At 70.6% G+C, this 16,761-nt stretch carries 13 protein-coding genes and 1 tRNA gene; 7 read left to right on the top strand and 7 right to left on the bottom strand.

What is annotated here, in order from left to right; genetic code table 11:
• Positions 1–154 precede the first annotated feature (154 nt).
• On the top strand, positions 155–1,132 hold the full coding sequence (locus GQF42_RS24295; RefSeq protein ID WP_158923215.1) for an ArsA family ATPase: 978 nt from the start codon (positions 155–157) through the stop codon (positions 1,130–1,132).
• A complete protein-coding gene (locus GQF42_RS24290) occupies positions 1,129–2,550 on the top strand; it encodes an ArsA family ATPase (RefSeq protein ID WP_158923213.1) in 1,422 nt (473 codons plus the stop codon). Before GQF42_RS24295 ends, GQF42_RS24290 begins: the two co-directional genes overlap by 4 nt.
• 594 nt (positions 2,551–3,144) lie before the next feature.
• On the opposite strand, the gene wblA is transcribed toward GQF42_RS24290, so the two are convergent.
• A complete protein-coding gene (gene wblA / locus GQF42_RS24285; RefSeq protein WP_199273091.1) occupies positions 3,145–3,483 on the bottom strand; it encodes a transcriptional regulator WblA in 339 nt (112 codons plus the stop codon).
• Positions 3,484–3,976: 493 nt separating this feature from the next.
• Here wblA and GQF42_RS24275 point away from each other — a divergent pair, with 493 nt between their 5' ends.
• A complete protein-coding gene (locus GQF42_RS24275) occupies positions 3,977–6,292 on the top strand; it encodes a transglycosylase domain-containing protein (protein ID WP_158923211.1) in 2,316 nt (771 codons plus the stop codon).
• 169 nt (positions 6,293–6,461) lie between these two features.
• On the opposite strand, the gene GQF42_RS24270 is transcribed toward GQF42_RS24275, so the two are convergent.
• A complete protein-coding gene (locus GQF42_RS24270; RefSeq protein WP_158923209.1) occupies positions 6,462–6,929 on the bottom strand; it encodes a GatB/YqeY domain-containing protein in 468 nt (155 codons plus the stop codon).
• 153 nt (positions 6,930–7,082) lie between these two features.
• On the opposite strand from GQF42_RS24270, the gene GQF42_RS24265 reads away from it, so the two are divergent.
• The 3 genes from GQF42_RS24265 (at position 7,083) to GQF42_RS24255 (ending at position 9,179) form a co-directional block, all read left to right on the top strand.
• Positions 7,083–8,009, top strand: coding sequence for a metallophosphoesterase (locus tag GQF42_RS24265; RefSeq protein WP_158923207.1), 927 nt, complete (start codon positions 7,083–7,085; stop codon positions 8,007–8,009).
• A 271-nt stretch (positions 8,010–8,280) separates the two neighbouring features.
• A complete protein-coding gene (locus tag GQF42_RS24260; RefSeq protein ID WP_158923205.1) occupies positions 8,281–9,039 on the top strand; it encodes a Pr6Pr family membrane protein in 759 nt (252 codons plus the stop codon).
• Positions 9,040–9,105: 66 nt separating this feature from the next.
• Positions 9,106–9,179 (top strand) — tRNA-Pro (locus GQF42_RS24255).
• A 268-nt stretch (positions 9,180–9,447) separates the two neighbouring features.
• On the opposite strand, the gene GQF42_RS24250 is transcribed toward GQF42_RS24255, so the two are convergent.
• The 5 genes from GQF42_RS24250 to GQF42_RS24230 form a co-directional block, all read right to left on the bottom strand.
• Positions 9,448–10,503, bottom strand: coding sequence for an NHL repeat-containing protein (locus tag GQF42_RS24250; RefSeq protein ID WP_233273446.1), 1,056 nt, complete (start codon positions 10,501–10,503; stop codon positions 9,448–9,450).
• A gap of 287 nt (positions 10,504–10,790) precedes the next feature.
• Positions 10,791–12,005: a 1-deoxy-D-xylulose-5-phosphate reductoisomerase gene (dxr, locus tag GQF42_RS24245; RefSeq protein ID WP_199272773.1), complete on the bottom strand. Its 1,215-nt coding sequence runs from the start codon at positions 12,003–12,005 to the stop codon at positions 10,791–10,793.
• Between the two features lie 152 nt (positions 12,006–12,157).
• Positions 12,158–13,975, bottom strand: coding sequence for an APC family permease (locus tag GQF42_RS24240; RefSeq protein ID WP_158923201.1), 1,818 nt, complete (start codon positions 13,973–13,975; stop codon positions 12,158–12,160).
• A gap of 210 nt (positions 13,976–14,185) precedes the next feature.
• Positions 14,186–15,514, bottom strand: a complete 1,329-nt coding sequence (gene lysA, locus GQF42_RS24235) for a diaminopimelate decarboxylase (RefSeq protein WP_158923199.1) — start codon at positions 15,512–15,514, stop codon at positions 14,186–14,188.
• A 14-nt stretch (positions 15,515–15,528) separates the two neighbouring features.
• Positions 15,529–15,867, bottom strand: coding sequence for an SAV_915 family protein (locus GQF42_RS24230; protein WP_158923197.1), 339 nt, complete (start codon positions 15,865–15,867; stop codon positions 15,529–15,531).
• Positions 15,868–16,144: 277 nt separating this feature from the next.
• On the opposite strand from GQF42_RS24230, the gene GQF42_RS24225 reads away from it, so the two are divergent.
• A complete protein-coding gene (locus GQF42_RS24225; RefSeq protein ID WP_158923195.1) occupies positions 16,145–16,711 on the top strand; it encodes a universal stress protein in 567 nt (188 codons plus the stop codon).
• The last annotated feature ends 50 nt before the right edge of the window (positions 16,712–16,761 follow it).

Genomic DNA, 16,761 nt, shown 5'->3' with positions numbered 1-16,761 from the left:
GTAGCCGCTGCGACCAGCGGGGCGGACGGCCGACGGCGACGTGAGTTGTCCACAGGCCGGGCGGCGGCCCGCGACGGGCTCGGGACCGGAGTGTGACGGCCGTTATCCACAGCCTCCCGCGTGACCGTCGGCCGGACTGGTTAGTCTCGAAGGCGTGAGCAGGCTCCAGGTCGTCAGCGGCAAGGGCGGGACCGGAAAGACGACGGTCGCCGCCGCACTCGCGCTGGCCCTCGCAACCGAGGGGAAGCGGACGCTTCTCGTGGAGGTCGAGGGCCGGCAGGGCATCGCCCAGCTCTTCGAGACGGAGGCGTTGCCGTACGAGGAGCGGAAGATCGCGGTCGCTCCGGGCGGTGGCGAGGTGTACGCCCTCGCCATCGATCCGGAACTGGCCCTTCTGGACTACCTCCAGATGTTCTACAAGCTGGGTGGAGCCGGCCGGGCGCTGAAGAAGCTCGGCGCCATCGACTTCGCCACCACCATCGCACCCGGCATCAGGGACGTGCTGCTGACCGGCAAGGCGTGCGAGGCGGTGCGCCGCAAGGACAAGAGCGGCCGGTTCGCGTACGACTACGTCGTCATGGACGCCCCGCCGACCGGCCGCGTGACCCGTTTTCTGAACGTCAACGACGAGGTGGCGGGGCTGGCCAAGATCGGCCCGATACACAATCAGGCGCAGGCCGTGATGCGGGTGCTGAAGTCACCGGAGACGGCCGTGCACCTGGTGACACTGCTGGAGGAGATGCCGGTCCAGGAGACCGCCGACGGCATCGCCGAACTCCGCGCGGCCCGGCTCCCGGTGGGCCGCGTCATCGTGAACATGGTCCGGCCCGAGGTGTTGGACGCGGCAGATCTGGAACTCGTACGGACCGTGGGGCGTTCCTCCGTCGCACAGGCGCTCTCGGCCGCGGGACTCGGCGGCGCCCGGCGCGGCGGGAACGCCGAGAAACTGGTGACCCCGCTGCTGCGGCAGGCGGCGGAGTACGCCGAGCGGTACGCACTGGAGCAGGAGCAGCGCGCGGTCCTCGGCGAGCTGGACCTGCCGATGGACGAACTGCCGCTGCTCGCCGAGGGCATGGACCTGGCGGGGCTGTACGAACTCGCCACCGAGCTGCGGAAGCAGGGGTTGTCATGAGTCCGGACCCGGCCGAGGCACACAGGACGGCATCCGAGGCGTTCGAGGCCGCCGAGGGACGCGATAAGGCCCGTCGGCTCTCCCCCGCGCGCGTGCTGGACGTCGACCTGCTGCTGGACGACCCGAAGACCCGCATCGTGGTGTGCTGCGGCTCGGGCGGGGTCGGCAAGACGACGACGGCGGCGGCGCTCGGCCTGAGGGCCGCCGAGCGGGGCCGCAAGGTCGTCGTGCTGACCATCGACCCGGCCCGGCGGCTGGCCCAGTCGATGGGCATCGACTCGCTCGACAACGTCCCGCGCCGGGTGAAGGGCACCGAGGATCGAGGAGGGGCATCGCGCAGCGATTCGGTCGGGGGCGGTGGCGAGCGAGGGGCGGGCGGCGAGCTGCACGCCATGATGCTCGACATGAAGCGCACCTTCGACGAGGTCGTGGAGGCGCACGCGGACCCCGAGCGGGCAGCCGCGATCCTGGCGAACCCCTTCTACCAGTCGCTCTCGGCGGGCTTCGCGGGCACGCAGGAGTACATGGCGATGGAGAAGCTGGGCCAGCTGCGCGCGAGGGACGAGTGGGACCTGATCGTGGTCGACACCCCGCCGTCCCGCTCCGCGCTGGACTTCCTGGACGCGCCCAAGCGGCTCGGCTCCTTCCTGGACGGCCGGCTCATCCGCCTGCTGACGGCCCCCGCCAAGCTGGGCGGGCGCGCGGGCATGGCCTTCCTCAACGTCGGCATGTCGATGATGACCGGCACGCTGGGCAAGCTGCTCGGCGGTCAACTGCTGAAGGACGTCCAGACGTTCGTGGCCGCGATGGACACGACCTTCGGCGGGTTCCGTACGCGCGCGGACGCCACGTACAAGCTGCTCCAGGCGCCCGGCACGGCGTTCCTGGTGGTCGCGGCGCCGGAGCGGGACGCGTTGCGCGAGGCGGCGTACTTCGTGGAGCGGCTGGCCGCGGAGAAGATGCCCCTGGTCGGCCTGGTGCTCAACCGGGTGCACGGCAGCGGCGCCGACGGGCTGTCGGCCGAGCGGGCGCTCGCCGCCGCGGAAAATCTTGCGGACCCCCGCATTGTCGATCAGGGGGGCGGGAAAGCTGGACTTCGTAACTCTCCCGACACGTACGGCAGTTCACAACCTCCCGCATCCGAGGCCGCAACCGACGCCCCTGCTTCCGAAGAAGGCTCCCCCGCCGACGCGGAGCGCCCCGTCGACCGGCTCACCGCGGGACTGCTGAGGCTGCACGCCGATCGCATGCAACTGCTCGCGCGCGAGCAGCGCACGCGCGACCGTTTCACCGCCCGCCACCCCGAGGTGGCGGTCGTCGAAGTACCCGCCCTGCCCGGCGACGTGCACGACCTCACGGGCCTGCGCGACATCGGCACCCGACTGGCCGCGGGTACGCAGGCGGCGAACGGCGGGTGAACGCGCCGTCGAGCGGTCGAGCAGTCACCATGCCATGGAGTGCCCCATGGAGTGCTCCATGGGCTGAGCGTCGCATTGCCGGCTGACCGCACGGACGGGCTGACCGCACGGACGGGCTGACCGCACGGTCGAGTGAGCACAGCGAGCATGTGGTCAGCATGTTGAGCGTGTGGTCGAGTGAGCGTGTGGCGTGTGGTCGTACGCAGTGCGCGGGCACACACGTCCGCACCACGAGCCACGAAACGCGCCCGCGTCTGCAGGCGCAAGCAGCAGGGCGTTGCACGAGGCAGGGGGTCGAGGGTGTCTCCGGGGCAGGCACGGCGGGACGCCTCTGCCGACGAGCAGGATGTCGCCCCGGACACCCGGGCGCGCAAGGCGTGTCCCTGGGCGGTGGGACTGCCGCGCAAGCGCGCAGGACGTCTCTCCACGCGGGGCCTCGGGCCGATCACGGCTTCCCCCAGGCCCAGGCGCGATCGGCACTCACCAAGCCACACCGAGCCACACCGAGCCACGCCAAGCCGAACCCTGCCACGCCGCATGGCGGCCGGGCGGCGTCTCGGCGTTCCCCCGGGCGGTTGCCGCAGGAAATTGCCCTCAGCTCACCGCCGCGTAGTGCTCGTACACCTCGTCGCTGTCGAGGGGCACGATTCCCGTGCCGCGCTCGTACTCCAAGCGGGCCGTCTCCAGCAGCCTGCGCCAGGAGGTCACGGTCGGCCGCCTGCGCAGCAGCGCACGGCGCTCCCGTTCTGTCATGCCTCCCCACACGCCGAATTCGACGCGGTTGTCCAGCGCATCGGCCAGGCACTCGGTACGTACCGGACATCCGGTGCACACCGCCTTGGCCCTGTTCTGCGCTGCTCCCTGAACGAACAGTTCATCCGGATCGGTAGTGCGGCAGGCAGCCTGCGCACTCCAGTCGGTTACCCAGCCCATACCGGCGCCGTCCTCTCCCGAATCGAGGCTCCCCCACGGCGGCAGCGGCATATTCACCGCCGCCAGTTGAGGACGTTACGGAAGGTGGGCACAGGGCAACACCCCCTTCGGGCCCAATCTTGAATGGCCCGAACGGACTATGGGTAAGCGGCAGATCACCCGCGGGAGTGAGCTGACGACATACGCGACTCTCCCGGCAAACCGGGACAGCTCTGGTGCGCAACATCGGGCACCGGATGACACACGAGGCGGATTCGGACACGCGCCTCCCAGGAACCGGGCACGCTCCCGCGCAAAAACCCGGGATACGACCGGAACGATTCGGGGTCGCCGGACGTATTGATACGTGACCGCACTGCTGTGACAGTTGAGAGCAGCTTAGGCCAAGGCCTGCGCGCATGTCCGGCGAATGAGAAGGTCCGCTCCCCGCTTTGCCGTGCCGTGACGCGGCCGCTCCTTAGGAACGCTCAGAAGTACGGATTAGGCTGCCCTCATGCCAAAGAAGCGCTCGGGCGGTGGCCTGTCGCCAACGCAGCAGGCCGCCAAGTTCCTCGGTGTCAGTGTGCTCGCCGGAGCCGTGATGGCGGGCATCGCACTGCCGGCCGCCGGTGCGCTGGGCCTCGCGGCCAAGGGATCGGTCAAGAGTTTCGACGAGATCCCGGCCAACCTCAAAAGCCCCCAGCTGAGCCAGCGCACGACGATCCTGGACAGCCAGGGGAAGCAGATCGCCTCGGTCTACTCCCGCGACCGTACGGTGGTCGACCTCAAGGACATGTCGCCGTACATACAGAAGGCGATCGTCGCGATCGAGGACTCGCGCTTCTACCAGCACGGTGCGATCGACCTCAAGGGCGTGCTGCGCGCCCTGAACAAGAACGCGCAGCAGGGCGGGGTCGCGCAGGGCGCCTCCACGCTCACCCAGCAGCTGGTGAAGAACTACTTCATCGAGGAGGCCGGCGACGACCCGACCAAGGTCGCCGAGGCCACCCAGCAGACCATCGGCCGCAAGATCCGCGAGCTGAAGTACGCGATCCAGATCGAGGACAAGCTCGGCAAGAAGAAGATCCTCGAGAACTACCTGAACATCACCTTCTTCGGCGAACAGGCCTACGGCGTCGAGGCCGCCGCCCAGCGCTACTTCTCCAAGCACGCCAAGGACCTGACCCTCCCGGAGGCGGCTCTGCTCGCGGGCATCGTCCAGTCCCCGAGCCGCTACGACCCGGTCAACGACGAGGCGGAGGCCACCAAGCGGCGCAACATCGTCCTCCAGCGCATGGCCGAGGTCGGCGACATCTCCCAGAAGGAGGCCGACCAGGCCAAGGAGGAGCCGCTCGGGCTGAATCCGAGCCAGCCCAAGAACGGCTGCATCACCGCGGTCAACGGCGCCGGCTTCTTCTGTGACTACGTGCGTGACGTCGTCCTGACCGACCCGGTCTTCGGCAGGACCAAGGAGGACCGGGCACAGCTGTGGAACCGCGGCGGTCTGACGATCCGTACGACGCTCGACCCGCAGGCCCAGGAAGCCGCGCAGGTGTCCATCAAGAAGCATGTCTACCAGTCCGACCCGGTGGCGACGGCCGCGACCGTCGTCGAGCCCGGGACCGGCAAGATCCTGGCGATGGGCCAGTCCCGCCCGTACGGCTTCGGCAAGAACGAGACGCAGATCAACCTCTCCGTCAACTCGGACATGGGCGGCGGCGCCGGCTACCAGCCCGGTTCGACGTTCAAGCCGATCGTCGCGGCGGCAGCGATCGAGGGCGGCAAGCCCCCGACGCAGCAGTACTCGTCGCCGTACGAGATGCCCTATCCGAGCCCGGTACAGGCGTGTGACGGCAAGGTCTGGCGCAACGACCCGAACAACCCGGCCAAGCTCACGAACGAGAACGAGTCCGAGCGCGGCCCGATGGGCATGAAGGAAGCGACCGCCAAGTCGGTCAACACCTACTACGTGCAGCTGATAAGCGACATCGGCATCTGCCCGGTCACGCAGATGGCACAGAAGTTGGGCGTGCAGCGCGCGGACGGCCGCAAGCTCGACCAGGCGCCCTCCATCGCGCTCGGCACCCAGGAGATGTCCCCGCTGACGATGGCGAGCGCCTACGCCACCTTCGCCTCACGCGGTACGTACTGCACCCCGGTCGCCATCACGTCGATCACCCAGAAGGTCGGCAGCCAGGAGAAGTCCCTGCCGGTGCCCAGGTCGACCTGCTCGCGCGCGATGTCGCAGAAGACGGCCGACACCGTCAGCACGCTCCTCAAGGGCGTGGTCGAGGACGGTACGGGCCAGGAGGCCGGCCTCGACGACCGCCCGAGCGCGGGCAAGACGGGTACGACGGACCAGCGCTACGCCGCCTGGTTCGTCGGCTACACCCCGAACATGGCGGCCGCGGTCTGGGTCGGCGACCCGGCCCACAAGCGCCAGATGACCAACATCACCATCGGCGGCGTCCCGTACGACAAGGTCTACGGCGGCCAGGTGCCCGGCCCGATCTGGCGCGACATGATGAACGGCGCGCTGGAGGGCAAGCCCGCACCGGACTTCAACCTGATCGACATCCCCGACGACAACAAGGGCAAGGGGGACGGTCAGGGAAAAGGCCAAGGGGGGGCGGACGGCGGGAAGAACGGGGACAGCACGGGGGGAATCGGGGGCCTGATCGGCGGCCTGACGGCCGGGGGAACAACCGGAAACACGGGTGACATCGGCGGTGCCGTCCCGACCCCGACCTTCTCCCTCCCCGGCAACTTCATCCAGGGCCAGGGCAACGGCGGAAACAACGGCAACGGAAACGGCGGCTGGCCGGGCTAGGCGCTCGTCCCGGTGCCGGGTGGCATGAGTACGGCGGTGGGCCGCATCCTCAAGTGAGGGATGCGGCCCACCGCCGTAGTACCGCCCGGGGCCGGCCCTGGAGCAACTTCTGCCTCGGGAACAGCTTCTGCCTCTGTCCCTGAGGCAGCCCCTGTCCCTGAGGCAGCTTCTATCCCTGAAGCAGCTTCTTCACCGCGGCGGCGACGCGGCCGCCGTCGGCCTGGCCGGCCACCTTGGGGTTCACGATCTTCATGATGGCGCCCATGGCCTTCGGGCCCTCGGCACCGGCCGCCCTGGCCTCCTCCACGGCTTCGGCGACGATCGTGTTCAGCTCGTCGTCGGACAGCTGCTTGGGCAGGTACCCGGCGAGCAGCTCGCCCTCCGCCTTCTCCCGCTCCGCCGACTCGGCACGACCACCCTGCGCGAAGGCCTCGGCCGCCTCGCGACGCTTCTTCGCCTCGCGGGTGATCACCTTGAGGACCTCGTCGTCGGACAGCTCCCGCTTCTCCTTGCCCGCGACCTCCTCCTTGGTGATCGCGGTGAGCGTCAGCCGGAGCGTCGAGGAGCGGAGCTCGTCGCGCTCCTTGATCGCAGTGTTGAGGTCGTCCTGCAGCTTCGACTTGAGCGTGGTGGTCATGGGATCGATTGTCGCAGGTGTGCCACATCGAACGCCCATTGATTTAGGGGCTGGTTCGAGGGCTGCTTCAGGGGCTGCTTCAGGGCCGGCTTCAGGGCTGTTTCAGGGGCAGCCGCTCTCTTCGGGGGCACCGGCGTCTGACACGATGGACGTATGCGCGCGCGATACGGAGTACCCCTGGGAATCATGGCGGCAGGCGCCGCCGGAGTGGCCTACGCGGCAGGCTTCGAGGTCCGCTCCTTCCGCCTGCGACGGCTGACGGTCCCCGTCCTCCCCGCAGGCATGCGCCCGCTGCGCGTGCTCCAGGTCTCCGACATCCACATGGTCGGCGGCCAGCGCAAGAAGCAGCGCTGGCTGCAGTCGCTGGCAGGTCTGCGCCCGGACTTCGTGATCAACACGGGCGACAACCTGTCCGACCCCGAGGGCGTCCCCGAGGCCCTGGACGCGCTGGGCCCGCTGATGGAGTTCCCGGGCGCGTACGTCTTCGGGTCGAACGACTACTACGGCCCCAAACTCCGCAACCCCGCCCGCTACTTGATGGAGAAGACGAACGGCCGCCACGGCCTGAACGGCAACCCGCCGGCGGTCGGCGCCATCCACAACCCCTGGGAAGACCTGCGCGACGCCTTCGACGAGGCGGGCTGGCTGAACCTGACGAACACACGGGGCGTACTCAAGGTCGAGGGCGTGTCGATCGAGCTGACCGGCCTGGACGACCCGCACATCAAGCGCGACCGCTACGCCCAGGTCGCGGGCGGCCCCTCGGGGACGTACGACTTCTCGATGGGTGTGGTCCACGCCCCCTACCTGCGCGTCCTCGACTCCTTCACGGCGGACGGCTACCCCCTGGTCCTGGCCGGCCACACCCACGGCGGCCAGCTGTGCATCCCCTTCTACGGCGCCCTGGTCACCAACTGCGACCTGGACACGGACCGGGTGAAGGGCCTGTCCACGCACACCTCCGGTGACCACACCTCCTACCTCCACGTCTCAGCGGGCTGCGGAACGAACCGCTACACCCCGATCCGCTTCGCCTGCCCACCGGAGGCGACGCTGCTGACGCTGGTCGAGCGGGGGTAAGGGGCTACGGAAACAGAGGGGAGCGGAAACGGGGGACGGGGGAACAGGAGGAAGCGGGAACAGGGGGAAGCGGGAACAGGGGGACGGCAGCGAACCCGAGCACCGCCCCGACCACGGCCCGGTCCGACCACGCCCCGTCCCGGCCCCTTCCGTTCCAGTCCGTTCCGGTCCATTCCGTTCCACTCCTCCATCCGTTCCTCGAGCCTCACGTCGTAACCCACCCGGGCTACGCCAAATGGCCCCGCACCTCCCCCGCTCCTAGCGTGAGGGCATGACCGCCCCGATACCCAGGGACATCCCGGACCTCCCCGCGGTCCCGGGTCCGCCCCTGCTGCTGCCCGCCCCGGTCCCGGCCACGGCGGTGGTGGCCCCGGTTCGCCGCCCTCTGGTCGCCTTGTTCCGTCTGCTCACCGCCCTGGCGGCGGCCGGCGGCGTGGCTCTGGAACTGCTGCTGGGCAGCCCGGCCCGCATCCTGGGCTACTTCGGCATCCAGACGAACATCCTGCTCGCCGTCGTCATGCTCCTGTCGGCGACGAGGGCCTGGCGGGCCCGCCGCCCGCTCCCGTCCGGCGTGACAGGCGCCACACTCCTGTACGCCCTGGTCACGGCGCTGGTCTACCACTTGCTCCTGGCCCACACCACGCCCCCGTTCTCCATGACCGGCGCGACGACGCTCCCCTTGCGGTGGCACGGCTCGTGGGCGACCCTCCAGATCCTTCACACGGTGACCCCGGTGGCGGCCCTGCTGGACTGGCTGCTGCTCACCCCCGCGGCCCGCCTGCACCTGCGCCAAGCCGCGACCTGGCTCCTCTACCCCCTCGCCTACCTGGCCTTTTCCCTGACGCGAGCGGCACTCCTCGCACCCAAGAACCCCGCCCGCTACCTCTACCCCTTCCTGGACGCGGGCGCCCACGGCTACCGCAGCACCCTGGCCAACGCCCTCCTGCTGGGCCTCGGGATCTACGGCCTCGGCGTCCTCCTGGTAGCCCTGGACCACACCCGCCCTACTCCGGTCCGCCGCCGCGTCTAAACCGGATTTCGTCTACAGCCACCGGTGGGCTAAAGTAAACGTCGTCGCCGCGAGAAGCAGTGACATCGGGGTGTAGCGCAGCTTGGCAGCGCGCTTCGTTCGGGACGAAGAGGTCGTGGGTTCAAATCCCGCCACCCCGACGCTGGTCAGAGACCACCTACTAGTGACTAGTAGGTGGTCTCTTTCATGTCGGGGGGCCAAGCAGGGGGCCAAACGAAGTTGATCAGGCCACTGCATCGCCCTCCTCCGGGTCCTCCGCAACCAGGGAACGAGCACCCTCGCCGTCGTCGACTCCGCATCCCGCAGCGGCTCTCACGATGCGCCCGGCACTCTGTATGACCCTCGCTGACCGAACGCACACGGACCGAAGGCCCCGGAGAGGTCCGGGGCCTTCGCGTTTCTCGTGGATCAGTGCAGGACGTCGAGGAAGTTGGTGGCGTCGTCGACGAAGTAGACGGCGTCTCGGTCCAGGTCCACCGCCAGACCGAACAACGCGCCCGCACCGGGCGGGGAGCCGCTGCTGTCGAGTTGCCGGACGGCCACCTGGCGGCCCGCCGGTGTGGTCTCGACGATGTTGCCGTCGCCCCCGTTGACGGTCAGGATGTGGCCGTTGGGCGCGATGGCCAGGCCGAGGGGGCCGTTGAGCTTTCCGCCACTGGTGACGTCCCCGCCGGTGCCGGCGCTGGATGTCCGGGTCAGCGCGCGCGGGATGACGGCGATCAGGTTCTTGACCGTGTCGGCGACGTAGAGCGAGCCGTCCTTGGCGAGTCCGACGCCTGTCGGGCCGATCACCAGGGCGTCGGGGTCGGTCTTCTGGGCGAAACCCGAGCCGATCGTGGTGGTCTGCACCCGCTGTGGCGGCTGGTCGCCATGGCGCTGAAGGGTGATGCGCAGGACGGTGCCCCGGTCCACCTCGTTGCCGCCGCCCGCCACGGTGCCGTTGAGCACGTTGGTGACGAACAGGTCGGTACGGTCGCCGTCGCTTGCGGCGGTCATGTCCCACGGGCCGTTGATGCCGCCACCGGCGAACGTCTCGCGGACCCTGCCGTGGCTGTCCAGGACCAGCAGGCACCCTGCCTGGGCGGTGGCTGAGGTGCCGTCGGCGGTCGGCAGGCTGCCGACCACCACCCACCCGCCCGGCAGGATGCTCAGGGCGGTGGTGAGCCCCACGCCGCCGGGGCACGGGCCGGGCAGGTGGGCCGGGTCGATCCGGGCGAAGAGCCTGGCAGTGCCCCGCGGGCTGATCTGAACCAGGGTGGTGCCGGTGCCCTGCTGGTTCTGACTGTTGTTGAAGTTGCTGACCAGCACGTCGCCCCGGTGCAGGCGCCCGGCGTCCCGCCTGACCACGGCCGTGCCGTAGGGGTTCACATCGCCGTTCTCGGGAACCGTGGAGGCGATCTCACGCACGTGGTGCAGACGGCCGAGGAACGTCGCATCGGCCGAGGCGGGGCCCGCTGCAGCCACTACCGACATGGCCACGGCGGCTGTCAACGCGAACAGCCCTCGTGCCAGTGGTGACAGAAAGTTACTCCTCATAAGCGCCACGTTAAAAGTGATGGTGGGATTTGGTGCGCACGGACACGCTCTGCCCTCGGGCATTTCGCTCCGCCGGTGGGCGGAGCGCGCGGGCGCGAAGGATGCCGCGCCACAGGACACCCTCAGGGGCGGGCATGGTGAGGCTCTTGGCGTCAGCGACACGCCGGAGGTGAGGCCAGATCAGGCCAGATCAGGCCAGATCAGATCAGGCCAGATCAGGTCAGCTCCGTGGCCTCGCGGGCGCGGTGTCGGGCCCACTGTTCGGCCTCGGCCACCGCTTCCAGGGTCATGGTCTCGTTCGGCACGTGGTCGTGCTCCTCGACGACCTGCCGGAGTGTGTCGACGATGCCGTTGAAGGAGAGCCGGCCTGCCGCGAAGGCGGCGACGCATTCCTCGTTGGCCGCGTTGAACACGGCCGGCATGGTGCCGCCCGCCTGCCCGACCTCGCAGGCCAGCCTCACCGCGGGAAACGCCTCGTCGTCGACGGGGTGGAACTCCCAGGTGGACGCCTTGGTCCAGTCGCAGCACGGCGCCGCGTCGGGTACCCGGTCCGGCCAGCCGAGGCCGAGCGACAGAGGCAGGCGCATGTCGGGCGGGCTCACCTGGGCCAGCGTCGAACCGTCGACGAACTCGACCATGGAGTGGACCATCACCTGCGGGTGGATCACCACGTCGATACGGTCGAAGGGGACGTCGAAGAGCAGGTGCGCCTCGATGGCCTCGAGGCCCTTGTTCACCAGGTTGGCGGAGTTGATGGTGTTCAGGGGTCCCATGGCCCAGACCGGGTGCGCCAGGGCCTCCTCGGGGGTGACGTCGGCCATCTGGGCGCGGGTGCGGCAGCGGAACGGGCCGCCGCTCGCCGTGAGCACGAGCCGGCGCACGGCCTCCTTCCTGTCTCCCTGGAGGCACTGGAAGAGGGCCGAGTGCTCGGAGTCCACCGGGATGATCTGACCGGGCTTGGCCCGCTTCTTGACGAGCGGGCCGCCGACGATGAGCGACTCCTTGTTCGCCAGGATCAGCCGGCTCCCGGCGTCGAGCGCCGCCAGCGTGGGGGCGAGGCCGACCGAGCCTGTGATGCCGTTGAGCACGGAGTCACAGGGCAGAGAGGCGAGTTGGGTGGAGGCTTCGGGGCCGGAGACGACCTCCGGCAGCGACCGCCCGGCAGCTCCCCGGACCTCCGCCTCGGCCTTCAGGGCCAGGAGCAGATCGGCCTCGGCTCCCGGCGTGGCGACGGCCACCGTCTCCACGCCCAGTTCCAGGGCCTGTTGGGCGAGGAGACGCAGGTTCCCACCGCCTGCGGAGAGCGCCTTGACCTTGAACCGTTCGGGAGCGCGCCGGATGACATCGATGGCCTGTGTGCCGATGGACCCGGTCGAGCCGAGGATGACGACGTTGCTGACCTCGCTGCTGTTGACAGTCACGGCGCACATCGTAGGACTCGGGCGATCGGCCGCCGCCCCGCTCCGACCGGAAATCGAGCGCCCTTTGTGCAGGCCTCACCGTGCCGACGCCGGTCGGTTCCGTCATCGGCATACCCGCCTCGGGGCAGGCGTCATACCCGCCTCGGGGCAGGCGTCCGGCCTCACACCCCCAGCCGGTAGGGCAGCATGCACACCACCACGTCCGTGCGCGCCCGCAGCACCGTGGCGAGGAGCAGTCCGCGCTGGTTCTGGAGGATCTCGTAGCGGCGGTGGCGGGGTTCGACCTCGGGGATGAGGACGGCGATCTGGCGGCCGCCCTCGGCGGCGCGCTGGACGTAGTCGACGATCGGCTGGACCAGGGAGCGGTGCGGGCTGTCGATCAGGTCGAGGCGGACGCCGGGGTTCCAGCGGTCCCAGGCCTCGCGCAGGGCCTGCTGCCTGGCCGGGTCGGCGTGGACGGCGACCACGACCACCTCGTCACCCAGTGAGAGGGCCGCGCTGACGGCGTGCCGGGCGAGCTTGCTGACCTCACCGAGCGGGACGATCACCAGGCTCGCCGTACGGCGGTCCGGTGGGCCGGGGATGCGGCCCAGGCCCAGCTCCTCACCGACCGCCGTGTAGTAGCGCTCGACGCGGGAGAACAGGAGCATCAGCAGGGGGACGGCGAGGACGACCACCCAGGCTCCGGCCAGGAACTTCGTCGTCAGGAGGATGACGCCCGCCAGGGTCGTCAGCAGTGCGCCCGTGCCGTTGATCAGGGCCCGGTGCCGCCAGCGGTCCGGTTTCTCGCGGGCCCAGTGCAGGACCAGGCCCAGCTGGCTGAGGGTGAAGCCGATGAAGACGCCGATCGCGAAGAGGGGGATCAGACGGTGGGTGTCGGCGCCGGTGGCCGCCAGGAGCAGGGCGGCCAGCAGGGCCAGGGTCAGCACGCCGTAGCGGTAGACGGGACGTTCGGCGCGCAGGCCGAACAGGTGGGGCAGGCGGTTGTCCCGGGCCAGCAGGCTCATCAGCACGGGCAGGCCGCCGAAGCTGGTGTTGGCGGCGAGGCCCAGGACGAGCATGACGACGAGGTTGGTGGCGTAGTAGGGCCAGCCCGTGCCGTAGGCCCCGGCCGTCAGCTGGGCCAGGACGGTGACGTCGCCGCGCGGGGCCACATGGTCGCGGCGGATCAGGAGCGCCAGGCCGACCAGCATCATGCCGAGCAGGGCGCCCAGCATCAGTTCGGTGCGCTGGGCGCGCTCGACGCGCGGAGCGCGGAAGGTGGGGACGGCGTTCGCGATCGCCTCGACACCCGTCAGGGCCGAGCAGCCGGACGAGAACGCCTTCAGGAGCAGCAGGACGCCCAGTGACTCGTGCGGCGGGAAGGAGAGGTCCTTGCCGACCGTCGCCGCCGGGTGCGCACGCAGCAGGCCCACCGCGACGATTCCCAGGATCGCCACGATGAACAGCACGGTGGGCAGCATCAGCACGCGGGCGCTCTCGGCGACGCCCCGCAGGTTCACCGCCGTCAGCAGGGCCAGGCCGATCAGGCACACCAGCAGCTTGTCGCGGGCGAGGGCCGGGAACGCGGAGGCGAGCGCGTCCGCGCCGGCGGTCAGGCTGACGGCCACGGTGAGGACGTAGTCGACGACCAGGCTGGCCGCGGCGAGCAGGCCGGCCGTCGGGCCCAGGTCCTTCTTGGCGACGGCGTAGGCGCCTCCGCCGTCCGGGTGTACGGCGATGACCTGACCGTACGACACCACCAGTACGGCGAGCAGGAAGACGATCGCCAGGGTGACGGGGAAGGTCGCGGTCAGGGCGCCGGTGCCCGCGGCCACCAGGGCCAGCACGATCGACTCGGGGCCGTACGCCACCGAGCTGAGCGCGTCCAGGGACAGCGCGGCCAGGCCCTCGAGACTGGTGAGGTGGTGTTTCTGGCCCTCGCCGGGGCGCAGCGGGACACGCGGTCGCAGGTCGCGACGTGCCAGGCCAAACACCATCGGGACCTCGCCGGGGCCGGTCGGGGGCTCGGACCCAGTGTGCTGGGTGCCCCTGCCGCCTCGCTCGCTGGACTGGCCCGGGCGGGGCGGGGCCGGTGTGGGTGAGGGAAGGCCCCGCCCCGCCCGGGAGCTACAGGGGTGCCGGGAGTACCGGGGCGCTGTGAGCAGCAGGGGTGCTGTGAGCAGCCGGGCTGCTCACAGGTCCACGTCCTACAGGCCCACGTCCCGGCTGCGGATGTCCTCCAGCGACTCGCGGCGCACCAGCAGGCGGGCCGTGCCGTCGCGTACGGCGGCCACCGGCGGGCGGCCGACCAGGTTGTAGCCCGAGGCCATCGACAGGTGGTAGGCGCCCGCCACGGGGACGGCGAGCAGGTCGCCGGGGTGGATGTCCTCGGGCAGGTCGGCCCGTTCGGCCAGCACGTCGCCCGCCTCGCAGTGCCGGCCCACCACGGTCACCGGGGACGGGGCGGCGGTGCTGTGCCGCCCGACCAGGCGGGGCGCGTAGCGGACGCCGTACAGCGCCGGGCGCGGGTTGTCGCTCATCCCGCCGTCGACCGCCACGAAGACGCGGTCCCCGGTGTGCTTGACGGACAGGACGCGGTAGAGCGCGATGCCCGCGGGGCCCACGATGGCCCGGCCGGGCTCGATGATCAGGCGCGGGACGGTCAGCCCGGCCGTGCCGCACGCGTCGACCAGCTCGGCGCGGACCTTGCGGGCCAGTGCGGTCAGGTCCAGGGCGTCCTCGCCGGGGCGGTAGGCGATGCCGTGGCCGCCGCCGAGGTCGAGTTCGGGCAGGACCAGTCCGTGCTGCTCGTACAGCCGGCTCATCAGGCCGACGATCCGGCGCACGGCGACCAGGTACGGCTTGACGCTGGTGATCTGGGAGCCCAGGTGGCAGTGCAGTCCGGTCAGTTCGAGCTGCGGCTGGTCGAGAATGCGGGCGATGGCGTGCTGGGCGTAGCCGTCGGCGATGGACAGGCCGAACTTCTGGTCCTCGGTGCCGGTGCGGATCTTCTCGTGGCCGCCCGCGCTGATCCCGGGCACGACCCGGACCATCACCTTCTGGTGTCCGTCCGGGCCGACGGCGGCGGCCAGCCGCGCGATCTCGGAGGGGGAGTCGATGACGATCCGTCCGACGCCCAGGCGCAGGGCGGTCTCCAGGTCGCGCGGCGACTTGGCGTTGCCGTGCAGCACGATCCGCTCGGCCGGGAAGCCGGTGGTGACGGCGAGTTCGAGTTCGCCGGCGGAGCAGACGTCGAGACCGAGGCCCTCCTCGTCCATCCAGTGGGCCATCGCCCGGCACAGGAACGCCTTGGCCGCGTAGAGGACTTCGGCGTCGGGGAAGGCGTCCCGGTAGGTACGGCAGCGGTCGCGGACCTCCGCCTCGTCGAGGACGTAGACGGGGGTGCCGAAACGGTCGGCGATCTCGGCGAGCGGTACGCCGCCCACGGCGAGGTCGCCGTGCGGGAACTCGGCGGTGGAGGCGGGCCACACCGACAACTCGGCGGTCGTGGTGGTGGGTTCGTGAACCGTGGTCATCGTGGCTGCCCCTCTCAGGCGGACCGCAGGGCGGGGATCTCGGCGCTGACCGGGGTGATGGGCGCGGGGGCCGGGGCGGTGAACTGCGGGTCCACCGTGAGGGAGGTGACGCCGAGCGGGGCGGTCAGCGCGCGCAGCGCGGGCTCGGCGAGGCGGATCCACGGCTGGGCGGGGCCGAGCGTGGCGGTCAGCAGGAGCGGGGAGGTGAAGCCGACGGCGGTCCGGTCGCCGAGAGGGGTGCGGAAGAGCCGGGGCGCGCATCCGCAGGGGCCCGGCCGGACCGGGACGTACAGGGGTCCGGCCGGGACGGGATCAGATGGCTCGGGGTCGTCGCCGTGGAGAAGTTCTGCCATGGGGTGCCTCCCGAAGGGCAGGGAGCGAGTGGTCCAAGGTGCCCCGGACGCGGGGAGGCGGACCGGGGCTCGCCGTCGACGTTATGCCCGCCGTACCGGGGGTTTCGGCGGGCCCTGACGGGACGCTGATGGCGATCGGCATGACCTTGACGGGACGCTGACGCGCCCGGTCGCAGGCGGTGGGAGCGGTCGTCAGAAGAGTGTCAGGAAGTGGTGCCGGGGCTGTTCGAACGGCTCGGACGGCGGTGTGATGGAACGGATTTCCGAGGAGGATCCGATGTCCGATTACCACCCGCTCTCGGCCACCCGGGTCGTGGTGGGAGTGAGCGGCTCGCTGGGCGGTTCGACCGCACTGGCCCGGGCCGCAGCAGAGGCCAGGCGCCGGGGGGCCGAACTCTGGCCGGTGCTGGCGTGGGAGCCGCCGGAGGGCGATCTTGCCGGCCGCAGGTTCCCGGCCACGACCGCCATGGTGCCGCAGTGGGAGCGGCTCGCGCACGAGCAGCTCCTCGAGGCGCTGCGGGAGGTGTTCGGCACCGCGGACACCGGACTGCCCGGGCAGGCGCTGGTCGTCAGGGGCGCCCCCGGACGCGCGCTGGTGCGGATCGCCGACCGGGAGGACGACGTCCTCGTCATCGGCACCGGGCAGCGGGGGCGGCTGCGCCGGGCGCTGTGGCCGTCGGTCAGCCGCTACTGCCTCGCCCACGCCACGTGTCCGGTCCTCGCGGTGCCGCCGTCCCCGCTCGAGTCCGCGCTGGCGTCCGTGCACCGCCGCAACGTCTGGCGGCTGCGGCTGGACACCGGGCGGCTGGCGCGGGAGTTCGAGACGGTACCGCCCGAGGCCTGAGATCCGTGATCTGATATCTCGTCATCTCATGTACTTGCTCATCCGGTCCG

The sequence above is a fragment of the Streptomyces broussonetiae genome (genome assembly GCF_009796285.1).
Taxonomy (GTDB): Bacteria; Actinomycetota; Actinomycetes; order Streptomycetales; family Streptomycetaceae; genus Streptomyces; species Streptomyces broussonetiae.
This window is presented reverse-complemented; position numbering and strand designations above follow the sequence as displayed.